This window comes from Oribacterium sp. Sow4_G1_1 (assembly GCF_052116105.1).
Classification (GTDB): domain Bacteria; phylum Bacillota; class Clostridia; order Lachnospirales; family Lachnospiraceae; genus Oribacterium.
In genome coordinates, this window is record NZ_JBQKLS010000006.1 from 75815 (window position 1) to 90982 (window position 15168).

The following is a 15168-nucleotide window of genomic DNA, read 5'->3' on the forward strand; positions in this document are numbered from 1 at the left end:
CCAGATGATACTAGTTTAGAAAGCCCGAAGCCTCACGGGATGAGGCAGCTTGAGCTCTCTGGAAAGAAGAGAATTATGAAAAAACAAGATGTAACGATTGCGGCGATGTATGACCTTCAGTATACGGAGGCGAGGGCGATCTTCGAGGGACTCACCTATCCGTGGGAGGCGCTTCCGAAGATCCACGATTTCATCGCGGCGTACGGTCCGACGCTTCCGAAGGACGAGTACACGGAGGTGAAGCCGCATGTCTGGATCCATAAGAGTGCGACGGTATTTGAGTCCGCGTACCTCGCGGAGTATATCATCATCGGGCCGGAGACCGAGGTGCGCCAGTGTGCATTCCTCCGTGGCAACATTATGGTCGGAAAGCACTGCGTGATCGGCAACAGCTGCGAGCTGAAAAATGTCGTGATCTTCGACAACGTGCAGGTTCCGCACTATAATTATGTCGGGGATTCGATCCTCGGCTACAAGTCCCACATGGGTGCGGCGTCCCTGACCTCGAACGTGAAGTCGGACAAGAAGCTCGTCGTGGTACACACCGAGGACGGTGACATCGAGACCGGACTCAAGAAGTTCGGCGCGATGCTGAGCGACCATGTCGAGGTGGGCTGCGGCTCTATCCTGAATCCGGGCACGGTGATCGGACGCAACACGAACGTCTATCCGCTGAGCTCGGTGCGCGGCTGCGTGGATGCAGACAGCATCTACAAGTCGAAGGGCGAGGTGGAGATCGTCGCGAAGCACTGATGCGATCACAGCGTCGCCAGGGACCTCTGCCTGAATGCTGACCTGATTCGTTTTCTACCGGCTGCGGCCGGAACATATATCAAAGGAGTTTACTATGGAACATAATTTCGGAGCAAATGTACACATCATGAACCACCCGCTGCTTACGCATAAGATTTCACTTCTGCGTGATAAGCACACCGGAACCAACGAGTTCCGTCAGCTCGTTGAGGAGATCGCGATGCTGATGGGCTTCGAGGCACTGTCAGATCTGCCGACGAAGAAGGTCGAGCTCGACACACCGATCGAGACCGCTGAGGTCGAGATGCTCGCTGGTCGTAAGCTCGCTATCGTGCCGATCCTTCGTGCCGGCCTCGGCATGGTATCCGGCCTGACCGCACTCGTTCCGAGCGCAAAGATCGGCCACATCGGCATGTATCGTGATGAGACCACGCATCAGCCGGTCGAGTACTTCTGCAAGCTGCCGAACCCGATCGAGGAGCGTCAGATCGTCGTCTGTGATCCGATGCTGGCGACCGGTGGCTCTGCGGTCGATGCCATCGACCAGATCAAGAAGCACGGCGGAAGAAAGATCAAGTTCATCTGCATCATCGCGGCACCGGAAGGCGTGAAGCGTCTCGCTGAGGCACATCCGGATGTACAGATCTACGTCGGAAACCTCGATCGCTGCCTGAACGAGAACGCATACATCTGCCCGGGTCTGGGCGATGCCGGCGACCGTATCTTCGGTACGAAGTAAATAGCAGCCTGGTTGCGGTGTCCGGAGGGCAACCCCCGGAAGCACAGTACTACGAGCTCGGAAGACTCTAAAATTGTCCCCCTAAGAACCAGTAGGCTCTCTGCAAACGACTGAGTTTTCTTTATGAAAACTCAGTGTTGCAGAGAGTGCTAAGGAAAATTACTCCAACTGGTTCTAAGGGGGACAATTTTGATTCTTCACGACCTCTTCGTATGGCTTCCGGTGGCTGTCCTCAGGAATTTGCATACGTATGGCTCAAATGCTCTTCTTGATTAATCGATGGGGATATTCTAAACTAAGGATACTTTTAATGGGATGGCTTAAATAACATCGAGCTCGGACCATAGGTCCGAGCTCGATGCCGCCAGTGGGACTTGAACCCACACAATGTTACCATTATCAGATTTTGAGTCTGACGCGTCTGCCATTCCGCCATGACGGCGAGTCCTGTGTTACGCGAGGACAACATACAGAATTTAGCATATAATTGCGAGGTTTTCAAGTCGATTATGACCTGTCTGGAAGCACGGAAGTGCATTTACGATTATCTGAATAACAAGCTGTCGGATGAGAAGCTGCAGGAGTTTATGGAGCATATTTCGGAGTGCGATGAGTGCATGGAGGAGCTGCGGATCACGCATATGGTCTACAGTGGTGTGCAGAAGCTGGATGCGGTGGATGATTCGAATCTGAACATCGACGGGTCCTTCCGGCGGCAGCTGATGGATACGCGCTTTTATCTGTTTCGTATCCACGCGATCCGGATCATCCGGATGGCGGCGGATTCGGTCGTGTTCTGGGCGGTGCTGGTGACGCTGCTTCTGCAGCTTAGGATCTGGTTTCTGTAGCCAGTGGTTTCGTGACTGTCTGATATCGGCAGTCACGGATGTTCAGGACAGCTGCCTATGGCGGCGTCCGGTTCTGATCGCTTCAGATGTTCAGGACAGCTGTTTTCAATGCAATCTGCTTTTGAACGCATCAGGTTCTGATCATATATGGTTTCAATCGTTAGAGGAGGAAGAGAGTTGACGGATAAGATTTTACTGATCGATGGACACAGCATCATGTCCCGGGCGTTTTACGGGATCCCGGAGCTGACGAATTCGCAGGGGCTGCATACAAATGCGGTCTATGGTTTCCTGAATATCCTTCTGAAGGTGCTGGATCAGGAGCAGGCGGATCATCTGGCGGTGGCCTTCGATGTGCACGAGCCGACCTTCCGCCATAAGATGTTTGCTGACTATAAGGGGACGCGGAAGCCGATGCCGCCGGAGCTGCACGAGCAGATTCCGCTGATGCAGGAGGTGCTTCGGTCGATGCACATTCCGCTCCTCATGAAGGGCGGCTATGAGGCGGATGACCTTCTCGGTACCATCGCAAAGCGCTGCCAGAAGGAGGGCGTGGAGGTGACGATCGTCTCTGGTGACCGTGACCTCCTGCAGCTTGCGGATGAGAAGATCAAGATCTGTCTTCCGAAGACGGCGAAGGGCGTGACGACGGTCTACAACTACTATCCGGACGATGTGATGAAGGAGTGGAACGTGACGCCGCTCGAGTTCATCGACCTGAAGGCCCTGATGGGTGACACCTCCGATAACATCCCGGGTGTGCCGGGCCTCGGTCCGAAGTCTGCGGAGTGGATCATCACGAAGTATCACACCATCGAGGCGGCGCATGCAGCGGCGCTGGCGGGCGACCCGGAGTTCAAGGTCCCGCGGAAGCCGAAGGCCGCGCAGATGCTGATCGATGAGTGGGAGAGCGCCGCGTTGTCGAAGACCCTCGCGACCATCTGCATTGACGCCCCGATCGACTTCGATTATGATGACGCCCGCGTCGAGAACATGTTCAATGCAGACTCCTTCGAGTTTGTGAAGCGGCTGGAGCTGAAGTCGCTCCTGAAGCGCTTCGATGTGTCGAGCCTCGACCTCGCGGCGGAGCAGCAGCTGGATCTGTCGGGCCTCAAGGAGGTCGACGACCCGTACCTGGCGCGCATTGCCTTCCGGGACGCGGCGAGTGAGGGTCAGGCCGGCTTCGCCATCGCCGGGGAAGACCTTTACTTCGCGCTGGCCGGTGACCGCAGCTACCATTTCTACGGCTTCGACTGGCAGACGGAGCTGCAGGCGCTGGCACAGAAAAAGGGCGTCGAGCTCTACACCATGAACCTGAAGCAGGCGCTCTACCACTGTGCCTTCGCGCCGGAGAGCCCGGTCTATGACCTCGCGCTCGCGGCGTACGTCATCAATCCGCTGAAGGACAGCTACAGCTACGAGGACCTCGCCCGCGATTTCATGGGCCTCACACTGCCGTCAGAAAAGGAACTCCGTGACGATCTGAAGGATCGACCGCATTGTCCGAATCCGTTTACGGACGACGCGGCCAATGCAGGCGACGGTGCGCAGGTGGCGGGCTTCAACACGGACGCTGACGGCAGCTCGGCGGATCCGGTGGCGTGCACCATGGCGGCGTACAGCGCGATCGTGGCGCTTCGCAGTGCGAAGAAGATTTTCGCGAAGCTGGAGGAGCTCGAGGAGCGGACACTCTATGAGGAGATCGAGATGCCGCTCGTGTATACACTGTATGACATGCAGCGGGCCGGTATCCTGGTTGATAAGCAGGCGCTCGTCGACTATGGCGTCGAGCTTCGGGCCGGCATCGAAGAGCTGCAGGCGCGCATCTACGAAGAGGCGGGGGAGGAGTTCAACATCAACTCGCCGAAGCAGCTCGGGGAGATTCTATTCGTGAAGCTCGGCATGAAGGGCGGCAAGAAGACGAAGTCCGGGTATTCGACCGCGGCGGATGTGCTCGAGAAGCTCGCCGAGGACCACGAGATCGTGGCGGATATCCTGAATTACCGTACGCTTACGAAGCTGAACTCGACCTATGCGGAGGGACTTCTGAACTTTATTCAGGCGGATGGCCGCATCCATGGAGAGTTCAATCAGATGGTGACGGCGACGGGCCGTATCTCGTCGACGAATCCGAACTTGCAGAACATCCCGGTGCGTACGGAGCTTGGTCGACGCTTCCGCACCGTTTTCGTGCCGAAGCCGGGCTGCGTCTTCATCGACGCCGACTATTCTCAGGTCGAGCTCCGTATCCTCGCATCGCTCTCGGGTGATGCGAAGCTGATCGCAGCGTATAAGGATGCGAGCGATATTCATGCCGTGACGGCCTCGCAGGTCTTCCATGTGCCGCTCGAGGAGGTGACGCCGGAGCTTCGTCGGAACGCGAAGGCGGTCAACTTTGGTATCGTCTACGGTATCTCGGCCTTCGGTCTCAGTGAGGGTCTCAGCATCAGTCGGAGTGAGGCGAAGGAGTACATCGAGCGGTACTTCGCGGCGTATCCGGATGTCAAGAAGTACCTCGATGGCGAGGTGGCGTTCGCGCATGAGCACGGCTATGTGAAGACGATCTTCGGGCGTCGTCGGCCGGTGCCGGACATCAATGCCTCGAACTTCGCGCGCCGCAGCTTCAGTGAGCGTGTCGCGATGAACTCCCCGATCCAGGGCAGTGCCGCCGACATCATGAAGAAAGCGATGAACGAGGTGAACTGTGCCCTCCGTGCGGGCGGTTATGCATCCCGCATCGTGCTGCAGGTGCACGATGAGCTTCTGATCGAAGCGCCCGTTGCCGAGCAGGAGGCCGTGAAGGCCCTCCTTGTCGATAAGATGCAGCACGCCGTCGACCTCGCCGTCGAGCTCGTCGCCGACGCGAATGTGGGCGAAAACTGGGATGCCGCACACTGAGGTGTTTGCTTCAGCAAACACCGAAGGGGTGAGCAAGGGCTTCCATTGGAAGATAACAGTACCGCTAAGATGCCCGGAGGGGCTGCCGACCCTTACTGTCATATTACATCACTATCTAATATGGTTTGATTTTGAAAAAACTGGATATATTTTTGGACCGAAATAATCGAAATCGATTGTAAAGTATCCACTCTTAGGTGATTTCAAAAATACTGGATATGAAAAGCCTTATTTCATAAGGAGAATTCGGGCTCGAGTATCCAGTATTAAAAAAATGAAGCGTTATTGGATATCTGCTTAAAGAAATGTTTCTATGAAGTTCGAAATCCATATCTACTATTTGAAAAAATGAGGTAGATTGGATAGTACGCATATATGCGTATGCCTGATTTCGCGGAAAAGTATCCAATAAGTGCCTTATTTCAAAATCGTGGATAGTTTAGCTCTGCGCATAAAAATGATAAACGATGTTGAAAGTATCCATGATTTCGAAATCAAGCGGTTATTGGATAGTACCATCAATCTTTGTCAGATTTAGCTAGCTGAATTGTTACTGTTTTGTGCCTGGGCGAGGTGAAAGGAATGGATAGAAAAATGAAAGAAATCCAATCGAACGATATCATGCACATCGGATTCCTGAAGATGGAGCCCTTTGCCGGCTCCTCAGAGGGAATGCGCTTCCGTATGAGTAAGGTGACGTATACGGAGCCGGATACGGAGCTGCTTCAGAAGATCGAGGCGGGGGAGGCGGCATATCCGATTGATAAAAAGACCGGTGAGACGATCATGAACCCGACGAAGGATCGCTACACGCTCGGCGTCTGGGTCTGGCCGGAGCCGTACAGCTTCGACTTCACGCCGGATGAGTACAAGACCTTCCGTGAGTTTGTCTTCTCGGAGGACGGCGTCATGGAGGGCCTCGCCTGGCTGAACGAGGAGAAGCAAGCGAAGGACTGGGCGGAGGCCGCCCTTTCGTGGACGGACTGGAAGACGATGGCAGGGAAAGCAGATGCTGGGGTCTGACCCCATTAAATTTTTATAAACAAAATCTAAAGTTAAAGTTTATGGGGTCTGACCCCATTAAATTTTTATAAATAAAATCTAAAGTTAAAGTTTATGGGGTCAGACCCCATAAACTGAAAGGAAATCAATGGTGATCGGAGTGATCGGAGGCGTCGGTGCGGGGAAATCCAGTGTGCTGGACGTTCTCACGCAGGAGTATCAGTTTACAGCGTACCGGACGGACGACATTGCGAAGTCGTTTTATGTCCATGGAGATCCGGTGTTTGAGGCACTTAAGGCGCTGCTCGGTGCGGATATCGAGCGGGCCGACGGCAGTGTCGATCTGCCGGTTTTCGCGTCGAGAATCTACGGTGTCGGAAAACAGAAGCTGCGGTCACAGGTCGACAGCATCGTCCACCCGGCAGTCTGGAAATACGTCGATGCGCAGGTGCGCGCGGCGCGGAAGAGTGGGGCGGACATCGTCGTCGAAACAGCGCTTCCGATCGCCCATTTCGTGGAGCTCTGCGACGAGGTATGGTTTGTCTATACCGAGGAGGCTGTGCGCATCGCCCGCCTCATGGAAACCCGTGGCTACTCTGAGGAGAAGGCCCGCGCGATGATCCACGCCCAGATTCCGGACGACGAGTACGCTGCGATGGCAGATTTCGTGATTGATAACTCAGGAAGCCGCGAAGAGACAGAAACGACGATCCGGGAACATTTACACGAAGGGTAATATGAAACGTAGCAGCGAATCCGGGGCATGGCGGGCGCAAGGCTTGCGAATGAAAAGAACAGGTTCCGGCGAAATGTCCGTGGCAGATAGATAGAGACTGTCATAGCGGCCACGGACATTTCACCGGGTTCTGTACTGTGCATTGAGTGGGCCGCGCCCACCATGTCCGGATTCGATTTCAAAACATGAAGGATAGAACACTCCAGGTGTAAGCCTCGCAGTACTGTGTCTCCGTTGCTGGTCCTCCGTGTTTACTTGACTGGATTGCTATAAAAGGAAGGATGAAAGCAGTTTTATGAGATTTACGAGTATCGCCAGTGGCTCCAGCGGGAACAGCAGCTACATCGGCACGGACCATACGCATGTGCTGGTGGATGTGGGGGTGACGATGAAGGCTGTCAATCAGGGACTCCACGCGCTGGACCTCGAGCTTTCGGATGTGCAGGCGATTTTCCTCACGCATGAACACATCGATCATATCCGTGCCGTCGGTACGATATCCCGTAAATACCAGATTCCGATCTACGGCACGCTGGGCACGCTTCGTGAGGTGATGCTGAATCGTACGCTCGGTGATTTCGCGACGGATCTGCTGCAGCCGATCCTTCCGGATGCTGTGACCACCGTCGGCGACCTTAGCGTAATCCCGTTTTCCATCGATCATGACGCAGCGGATCCGGTCGGCTACCGTATCGAGGCGGGCGAGAAGCGTGTCGCCATCGCCACCGACATGGGGCACTACGACGATTACATCGTATCGCATCTTGAAAATCTCGACGCGATGGTGGTCGAAGCGAACCACGATGTCCGCATGCTGAGCACGGGCCCGTATCCGATGTCCCTGAAGCGCCGGATCCTGAGTGACCATGGCCACCTCAGTAACGAAAGCTCCGGGCATCTCATCGACCGCATCCTGAATCCGCATGTGAAGCATGTCTTTCTCGGGCATCTCAGTAAGGAGAACAACCTCCCGGAGCTCGCGCTGAAAACCGTACAGCAGGAGATCGACGGATCAGACTCCGACTACCGCGCCGGCGATTTCGACATCAGCGTCGCGCAGCGCGACCGCATCTCGGACATCATCGAACTGTAGACCCCGGCCATCTTAAGAATTTCGTAATGGGGTCAGACCCCATAAACTGGTAAAACTGCAGCTTACACTAATATAAAATCATAGAATGACCGCCATAAGTACGGGCTATCGAGGACAGGGTCACCCTGTCCTTTTTAGCATTTATGGACATGAGAAGCGCGATTTACGCATGGTTTTTTTCATAGACGAAGCGGAAAACAGGTTGCGTTTTACTTTTTTAAATGCTTAGATATTAAGAAAGCATGGAACAGACATGTTCTATACATATACGGGGATTTTATCCCGCATATAAACATGTAAATGTAGTATGTATGCAGAAACCGAGGCGGCGCTGGCACCCGGCAGCAGGCATAAGAGGAGGCTCTATGAAAAAAGCGATTATCACCGTAGTTGGTAAGGACACCGTCGGCATCATTGCGAAGGTTTGTACCTTCCTTTCCGAGAAGAACATCAACATCCTCGATATCTCACAGACCATCACCGGCGGATTCTTTAACATGATGATGATCGTGGATGTGTCGAACTCTACGGAGAGCTTCGACACCGTCGCTGCCGAGATCGCACAGTATGGTAAGGATCAGATCGGCGTCGATATCAAGATGCAGCTCGAAGAGATCTTCACGATGATGCATAGAATTTGAGGGAGATGTTTGTTTCGACAAACATCGACCGTAAATGGCGCAATCTGTGATTGCGTTCCGAAGGAACTGCCGCAGGGTCCATCTCAGGCCCAAGGCAGCCAGCGAAGCGCACGAGACTTTATCATAAACGAAAAGGAGAATCAGAATGGCAAGCTCTTTTGATGCGGTCAATGTCCTGGAGGTCGCGGAGACCAACAATATGATCGAACATAATAACCTCGATGTCCGTACGATCACCATGGGAATCAGTCTTCTCGACTGTGCAGCTGGTGATGTCGACACCTTCTGTGACAACATCTATAAGAAAATCACCCGCTATGCGCGTGACCTTGTGAAGACAGGAGAGGAGATCAGCCGCGAGTACAGTGTGCCGATCGTCAACAAGCGTATCTCCGTCACGCCGATTGCGATCGCGGCCGGCAGTGCCTGCAAGTCCTCTGCGGATTTCGTGAAGGTCGCCCATACCCTTGACAAGGCAGCGAAGGCAGTCGGGGTCAATTTCCTCGGCGGTTTCTCTGCCATCTGCCAGAAGGGCATGACCCCGGCGGATGAGATGCTGATGCGTGCGATCCCACAGGCGCTCGCCGAGACCGACATCGTCTGCTCCAGCGTCAACCTCGGCTCCACGAAGACCGGTATCAATATGGACGCCGTTCGTCTTATGGGTGAGATGATCCGTGAGGCGGCCGAGCGTACCGCCGACACCGACTCGAGCGCCTGCTCGAAACTTGTCGTTTTCTGTAACGCACCGGATGACAACCCGTTCATGGCCGGCGCCTTCCATGGCGTTTCCGAGGCAGACTGTATCCTGAACGTCGGTGTTTCTGGACCGGGCGTCGTACGTGATGCACTGCAGCACGCGGAGGGCCTTGACTTCGAGGAGTTGTCCGAGCTCATCAAGAAGACCGCGTTTAAGATCACCCGCGTAGGCCAGCTGGTGGCGAAGGAGGCGAGCCGTAAGCTCGGTGTTCCGTTCGGCATCATTGACCTCTCCCTCGCACCGACGCCAGCCATCGGTGATTCGGTTTCGGACATCCTGGAGGCGATGGGACTCGAGCGTACCGGTGCACCGGGCACGACCGCCGCACTGGCGATGCTGAACGACCAGGTGAAGAAGGGCGGTATCATGGCGTCCAGCTCCGTCGGCGGACTCAGCGGCGCGTTCATCCCGGTTTCCGAGGATCAGGGTATGATCAATGCCGTCGAGGCAGGTGCCCTCAACATCGAGAAGCTCGAGGCGATGACCTGCGTATGCTCTGTCGGTCTCGATATGATCGCCATCCCGGGCGACACGCCGGCGACCACGATCTCCGGTATCATCGCGGACGAGGCAGCCCTCGGCATGGTCAACCAGAAAACCACCGCGGTTCGTGTCATCCCGGCCATCGGCAAGAAGGTCGGCGACCACGTCGATTTCGGCGGCCTCCTCGGACACGCACCGGTCATGGCGGTCAACACATTCGATTGCTCCGGCTTCGTGAACCGTAAGGGACGCATCCCGGCACCGATCCACAGCTTTAAGAACTAAGGCACTGATCAGCGGCTCATGTTTATGAGCATCTGAGCGGTTCGAAACGAAACATGATTTCATGCGCATGATGGAAAGTGAGATTTCCGTCGTGCGCTTTTTTTGATATATTTGTCTTGTATCTGAATCATGCAGATGATTCAACACGAATCGACATTATGAAAGATGACCAGGACTGCCGAGACCGCCTTCTGCCGGAAGCAAAGTGCTGTAGAGCGTTCGGATCCTGGCTGTGAGGACACAATGATCAACGGAAAAAAAGTCGTCGGTATCATCACCGAATACAATCCCTTCCATGCGGGACATCAGTACATGATCAATCAGATCCGCGCCGAGTACCATGCGGATGTCATCGTCGCCGCGATGTCCGGCGATTTCGTGCAGCGCGGCGAGCCGGCGATCTTCGACAAGTACGAGCGCGCCCGGGACGCACTCCTGCATGGCGTTGACCTCGTCGTGCAGATCCCGGTCATGTTCTCGACCTCCAGCGCGGAGGATTTCGCGGCCGGTGGTGTCGCGGTTCTGCGTTCCCTCGGCTTCGTGGACCAGCTCGTGTTCGGCTCCGAATCCGCTGACCTCGCGAAGCTCCAGCAGATGGCCGCCCTCGAGCTTTCCACCGGCTCCACCGCCCATGCGAAGTTCAATGCTGTCGTCCGCGACGGTGTGGCCTCCGGCATGAGTTATCCGAAGGCGCGGGCAGAAGCGATGAAGCTCGTCCTCAGCGGTGATGACGAGGAGGCCTTCGAGATGATGCTCGAGAACCGAAGCGCATTTGATCTCCAGTCCAACGACGTGCTCGGACTCGAGTATATCAAAGCAGTGAAACGGCAGGGTGACTGCTTCGAGGTCGCCTGCATTCGCCGAAAGCTGAGTCTGCCGAGCGCCCACTCGATCCGCGACGCGATCCTGCAGAATGAGCTGTCGTGTGTGGCTGCGAAAGAAGAATCGGCCCCGGAGCGTGTCACTTCACAGGAGGTGGAAGAGGGCAGCAGGACGACGACAGCGGAGCTTTCGGCCCCGCCACTCCGTGGCATCCGTGGCGCGGCGCACCAGGGCTACGCGACGCTCGACATGCTGAGCGATATGCTGAGCTACCGTCTGCTGCAGCTCAGCTACCTCGACAGCGTGGCGCCGGAAGCGAATTCTGTGCTCTGCGATTACCTCGACGTCTCGCGTGAGATCGCCGACGCGCTCCGAAAACAGGTACGTGAGCGGATGCGTTTCCGTGAACGCATCGCCGCTGTGAAGTCACGGAACTACACCTACAGCCGTATTTCGAGGGCGCTGCTCCATATCCTCCTCGACCTCCAGCGGAAGGACCACGCCGCCCTCCGCGGTGCCTACTTCGGAGAGGCTGAAACGATGCCGTACGTGCGTGTACTCGGCGTGCGGAAGGAGGCGAAGGAGCTGCTTTCAGCCATCGCCACAACTGCTGTCACCTCCCCGGCGCGCTACCAGCGCACCCTCGACGCGTTTCACCGACAGACCATCGAAAGCCCGGAGGACCTCCTTATGAGCATACGCGCCGGCCACGCCGAGCTCATGTTCCGCAGTGACCTCTACGCCGCCGACCTGTACCGGCTGATCTACCACCCGTACGACAGTGATGTACACTTGGAAAATGAGTTTACAAGACGATTCATGGTGATCGGATAATATACGCAAAGGGGGGAGCCGGAGGGCCGGCCCCTGTCAAAACAGTGCATTCATCCACCACGAAACCCATTTGTTTTGTAGAAAACGCCGCCCGGCTATGATAAAATAGAAGGCAAAATACGTGCTATGCAGGACAGAAAAGAGGTACAGTATGAAACTGATTTATGCGATTGTTCGTAACGATAACGAAGACGATGTGATGGATGCACTGAATAAGGATCACTTCCAGGTGACGAAGCTGGCGTCGACGGGTGGCTTCCTTCGGAAGGGCAACTCGACGCTGATGATCGCGACCCAGGATGATATGGTGGACGAGTGCATCGAGCTCATCAAGAAGCAGTGCGGCAAGCGCCAGAAGATTACGGTGAACATGCCTTACGTTTCCGGCACCTCGATGGGCACCTACACCACGATGCCGATGCCGGTCGAGATCGGCGGCGCGACGATCATGGTGGTCGACCTGGACCGTTTCGAGAAGTACTGAAACGCAGTCGTTCGAGACGACAGGGCGCTGCCGTAGGACGGATTCGTTATGAACTTGTCAGAATGTCCGTGATTTTGTGCACGAAAAGCGCTCCTCATGCATTGCAGAGCGCTTTTTATCGAGTATAATAGCAATGTCAAATTGTATACACGCATACCACGCGTGCGTACCTTCATGAATGAATCAGTGGGTTTCCACTGGTAAAATTGTATAAATAGCATTGAGAGGAGAAATCTGAAATGGCATTTATTGACACAATCAAGGCGAAGGCAAAGGCAGACAAGAAGACCATCGTTCTTCCAGAGTCCATGGATAAGAGAACATTCGAGGCTGCTGAGAAGATCTTAAAGGAGGGCATCGCGAACCTCGTGATCATCGGTACTCCGGAGGAGATCGAGAAGAACGGTGCAGGCTATGACCTCACTGGTGCAACCATCGTTGATCCGTTTACAGATCCGAACCGTCAGAAGTACATCGACAAGTTCGTCGAGCTTCGTGCGAAGAAGGGCCTTACCCCGGAGCAGGCTGAGGAGCAGATGACGAAGGATTACATGTACTATGCATGCCTTATGTGTAAGTGCGGTGACGCAGACGGTGCCGTTTCCGGTGCATGCCACTCCACTGGTAACACCATTCGTCCGGCACTTCAGCTTCTGAAGACCAAGCCAGGCATCAAGTCCGTTTCCGGTTTCTTCCTTATGGAGGTTCCGAACTGTGAGTTCGGTGAGCAGATCGACGGCAACGGCCTCTTCGTATTCGCTGACTGCGCAGTAAATACCGATTTCGATTCCGAGAAGCTGGCGGAGATCGCGTACCTTTCCGCACAGTCCTTCCAGACCTTCGTCGGCCGTGAGCCGAAGGTTGCGATGCTTTCCTACTCCTCCAAGGGTTCTGCAAAGCATGATGATGTAACCAAGGTTGCAGAGGCTGTCAAGATCGCAAACGAGCAGCATCCGGAGATCGCCCTCGACGGTGAGCTTCAGCTCGATGCCGCACTCGTTCCTTCTGTAGCAGAGCTCAAGGCTCCGGGTAGCAAGGTTGCAGGCCATGCGAACGTCCTTGTATTCCCGTCCCTCGAGGCTGGTAACATCGGCTACAAGCTCGTTCAAAGACTTGCTCACGCGGGTGCTTACGGTCCTGTTCTTCAGGGTCTCAGCATGCCGGTGAACGACCTCAGCCGTGGCTGTTTTGCAGATGATATCGTTGGCGTCGTAGCAATGACTGCGGTACAGGCACAGAACGCGTAATCGATAAGATTTGATTTCTTTTATCTGCTGCGTGTGCCTGGTAGAGTATCAGGTACTGCAGCAGATCATCATTATAAACATTTAGGAGAGTAATACCCATGAAAATTCTTGTACTGAACTGTGGTTCATCATCCCTCAAGTATCAGCTCATCGATATGGAGAATGAGGCCGTTCTTGCAAAGGGTCTCTGCGAGCGTATCGCCATCGAGGGCAGTAAGCTCACACATAAGGTACCGGGCAAGGAGGATTTCGTCATTGAGTCCGCTATGCCGGATCACAGCGTCGCTGTAAAGCTGGTATTTGATGCACTCACCGATGCAGAGCACGGTGTAGTAAAGACCGTTGATGAGATCGGTGCCATCGGACACCGTGTACTCCATGCTGGTCCAAACATCACAGAGTCCTGCATCGTAGACGAGCACGTGAAGGACGTTATCCGTTCCTGCTTCGATCTCGGCCCTCTGCACAACCCTGCAAACCTCATGGGTATCGAGGCATGCGAGAAGGTCGTTCCGGGCAAGCCAAACGTAGCTGTATTTGATACTACCTTCGGTATGACCCTTCCGGAGAAGGCGTACTACTACGCAATCCCGACCGAGTACTATGAGAAGTACGGCATCCGTCGTTACGGCTTCCACGGTACATCTCATGCATTCGTATCGAAGGAGACCATCAGGTTCGGCGGTCTCGATCCGGAGAAGGCAAAGGTGATCGTATGCCATCTCGGCAACGGTGCATCCGTTTCTGCTTCCATCGGCGGTAAGGGCGTAGATACTTCCATGGGTCTCACCCCTCTTGAGGGCCTGATCATGGGTACCCGTTCCGGCGATATCGATCCGGCGGTCGTTCAGTTCATCTGCAACCACGAGAACAAGACCGTGGATGAGGTTCTGAACATCCTCAACAAGAAGTCCGGTGTACTCGGCCTTTCCGGCGGTGTATCCTCTGACTTCCGTGATGTTGAGAACGCAGCGAACGCAGGCAACCACATGGCTAAGGTTGCACTCGACGCATTCCGTTACAGAGTAGCGAAGTACATCGGTGCATACGCTGCAGCTATGAACGGTGTAGATGCCATCGCCTTCACCGCTGGTGTCGGCGAGAACGACAAGCTTTCCCGTCAGATCATCATCGATGAGTACCTCAGCTTCATCGGCGCAAAGATCGATCCGGAGCGTAACAACGTACGCGGTAAGGAGGCTCTGATCTCTGCAGACGATTCGAAGGTCAAGGTCTTCCTGATCCCGACCAACGAGGAGCTCGCGATCGCAAGAGATACACTTCGTCTCGTAGAGGCTCAGTAATCTTTTATATCCCTTCAGACCTGGACGTTGTCCAGGTCTTTTTTTAAGCGGTTAATGGCACTGCTCAACAGAAATACTCGACTTTTTAAGCGTTTTTTTACATTGAAAGTCCTGGAGTTCAGTGCTAGATTTTATTCATCATTCTGTGAGTTTACCGTGGAGAGGAAAGTGGTGCAGGAGCTGAGAAAGGACACATTACTGTGTGGCAATGTGTCTTATTTTAACGAAGAACATCTGAA

13 protein-coding genes and 1 tRNA gene are annotated in these 15168 nt (G+C 54.7%); 13 read left to right on the forward strand and 1 reads right to left on the reverse strand.

What is annotated here, in order from left to right:
- Window positions 1-75 precede the first annotated feature (75 nt).
- Together ACTQ52_RS05725 and upp are read left to right on the forward strand one after the other, a co-directional pair.
- Window positions 76-753, forward strand: coding sequence for a UDP-N-acetylglucosamine pyrophosphorylase (locus ACTQ52_RS05725; protein WP_441982034.1), 678 nt, complete (start codon window positions 76-78; stop codon window positions 751-753).
- Between the two features lie 94 nt (window positions 754-847).
- Window positions 848-1492, forward strand: a complete 645-nt coding sequence (upp, locus tag ACTQ52_RS05730) for a uracil phosphoribosyltransferase (protein WP_441982035.1) — start codon at window positions 848-850, stop codon at window positions 1490-1492.
- A gap of 359 nt (window positions 1493-1851) precedes the next feature.
- Here the strand turns inward: upp and ACTQ52_RS05735 are convergent.
- Window positions 1852-1934, reverse strand: a tRNA-Leu gene (locus ACTQ52_RS05735).
- A gap of 67 nt (window positions 1935-2001) precedes the next feature.
- On the opposite strand from ACTQ52_RS05735, the gene ACTQ52_RS05740 reads away from it, so the two are divergent.
- The 11 genes from ACTQ52_RS05740 to ACTQ52_RS05790 all read left to right on the forward strand — a co-directional run bounded on the left by ACTQ52_RS05740 (window position 2002) and on the right by ACTQ52_RS05790 (window position 14929).
- Window positions 2002-2340 carry an anti-sigma factor family protein gene (locus ACTQ52_RS05740; protein WP_410043856.1) on the forward strand — a complete coding sequence of 113 codons (339 nt, stop codon included), beginning with the start codon at window positions 2002-2004 and terminating at the stop codon, window positions 2338-2340.
- 177 nt (window positions 2341-2517) lie between these two features.
- A complete protein-coding gene (gene polA / locus ACTQ52_RS05745; protein ID WP_410043857.1) occupies window positions 2518-5238 on the forward strand; it encodes a DNA polymerase I in 2721 nt (906 codons plus the stop codon).
- Window positions 5239-5832: 594 nt separating this feature from the next.
- Window positions 5833-6261, forward strand: coding sequence for a hypothetical protein (locus tag ACTQ52_RS05750; protein ID WP_441982036.1), 429 nt, complete (start codon window positions 5833-5835; stop codon window positions 6259-6261).
- A 127-nt stretch (window positions 6262-6388) separates the two neighbouring features.
- A complete protein-coding gene (coaE, locus tag ACTQ52_RS05755) occupies window positions 6389-6976 on the forward strand; it encodes a dephospho-CoA kinase (RefSeq protein WP_441982037.1) in 588 nt (195 codons plus the stop codon).
- 295 nt (window positions 6977-7271) lie between these two features.
- Window positions 7272-8069, forward strand: a complete 798-nt coding sequence (locus ACTQ52_RS05760) for an MBL fold metallo-hydrolase (RefSeq protein ID WP_410043942.1) — start codon at window positions 7272-7274, stop codon at window positions 8067-8069.
- A gap of 365 nt (window positions 8070-8434) precedes the next feature.
- A complete protein-coding gene (locus ACTQ52_RS05765; RefSeq protein WP_410043941.1) occupies window positions 8435-8710 on the forward strand; it encodes an ACT domain-containing protein in 276 nt (91 codons plus the stop codon).
- 145 nt (window positions 8711-8855) lie between these two features.
- Window positions 8856-10238 (forward strand): PFL family protein, encoded by a 1383-nt coding sequence (locus ACTQ52_RS05770; protein ID WP_410043940.1) that lies wholly within the window; start codon window positions 8856-8858, stop codon window positions 10236-10238.
- A 243-nt stretch (window positions 10239-10481) separates the two neighbouring features.
- Window positions 10482-11894, forward strand: coding sequence for a nucleotidyltransferase family protein (locus ACTQ52_RS05775; RefSeq protein WP_441982038.1), 1413 nt, complete (start codon window positions 10482-10484; stop codon window positions 11892-11894).
- 151 nt (window positions 11895-12045) lie between these two features.
- Window positions 12046-12378 (forward strand): cyclic-di-AMP receptor, encoded by a 333-nt coding sequence (locus ACTQ52_RS05780; protein ID WP_410043938.1) that lies wholly within the window; start codon window positions 12046-12048, stop codon window positions 12376-12378.
- A gap of 239 nt (window positions 12379-12617) precedes the next feature.
- Window positions 12618-13625, forward strand: a complete 1008-nt coding sequence (gene pta / locus ACTQ52_RS05785; protein WP_410043937.1) for a phosphate acetyltransferase — start codon at window positions 12618-12620, stop codon at window positions 13623-13625.
- A 98-nt stretch (window positions 13626-13723) separates the two neighbouring features.
- A complete protein-coding gene (locus ACTQ52_RS05790; protein ID WP_410043936.1) occupies window positions 13724-14929 on the forward strand; it encodes an acetate kinase in 1206 nt (401 codons plus the stop codon).
- Window positions 14930-15168 lie beyond the last annotated feature (239 nt).

Excerpts from the sequence above, each read along its gene's own strand:
- coaE (WP_441982037.1), top strand. The coding sequence starts at position 6,389 with ATGGTGATCGGAGTGATCGGAGGCGTCGGTGCGGGGAAATCCAGTGTG.
- ACTQ52_RS05725 (WP_441982034.1), top strand. The coding sequence starts at position 76 with ATGAAAAAACAAGATGTAACGATTGCGGCGATGTATGACCTTCAGTAT.
- ACTQ52_RS05760 (WP_410043942.1), top strand. The coding sequence starts at position 7,272 with ATGAGATTTACGAGTATCGCCAGTGGCTCCAGCGGGAACAGCAGCTAC.
- ACTQ52_RS05750 (WP_441982036.1), top strand. The coding sequence starts at position 5,833 with ATGAAAGAAATCCAATCGAACGATATCATGCACATCGGATTCCTGAAG.
- ACTQ52_RS05765 (WP_410043941.1), top strand. The coding sequence starts at position 8,435 with ATGAAAAAAGCGATTATCACCGTAGTTGGTAAGGACACCGTCGGCATC.
- upp (WP_441982035.1), top strand. The coding sequence starts at position 848 with ATGGAACATAATTTCGGAGCAAATGTACACATCATGAACCACCCGCTG.
- ACTQ52_RS05780 (WP_410043938.1), top strand. The coding sequence starts at position 12,046 with ATGAAACTGATTTATGCGATTGTTCGTAACGATAACGAAGACGATGTG.
- pta (WP_410043937.1), top strand. The coding sequence starts at position 12,618 with ATGGCATTTATTGACACAATCAAGGCGAAGGCAAAGGCAGACAAGAAG.
- ACTQ52_RS05775 (WP_441982038.1), top strand. The coding sequence starts at position 10,482 with ATGATCAACGGAAAAAAAGTCGTCGGTATCATCACCGAATACAATCCC.
- ACTQ52_RS05770 (WP_410043940.1), top strand. The coding sequence starts at position 8,856 with ATGGCAAGCTCTTTTGATGCGGTCAATGTCCTGGAGGTCGCGGAGACC.
- ACTQ52_RS05790 (WP_410043936.1), top strand. The coding sequence starts at position 13,724 with ATGAAAATTCTTGTACTGAACTGTGGTTCATCATCCCTCAAGTATCAG.
- ACTQ52_RS05740 (WP_410043856.1), top strand. The coding sequence starts at position 2,002 with ATGACCTGTCTGGAAGCACGGAAGTGCATTTACGATTATCTGAATAAC.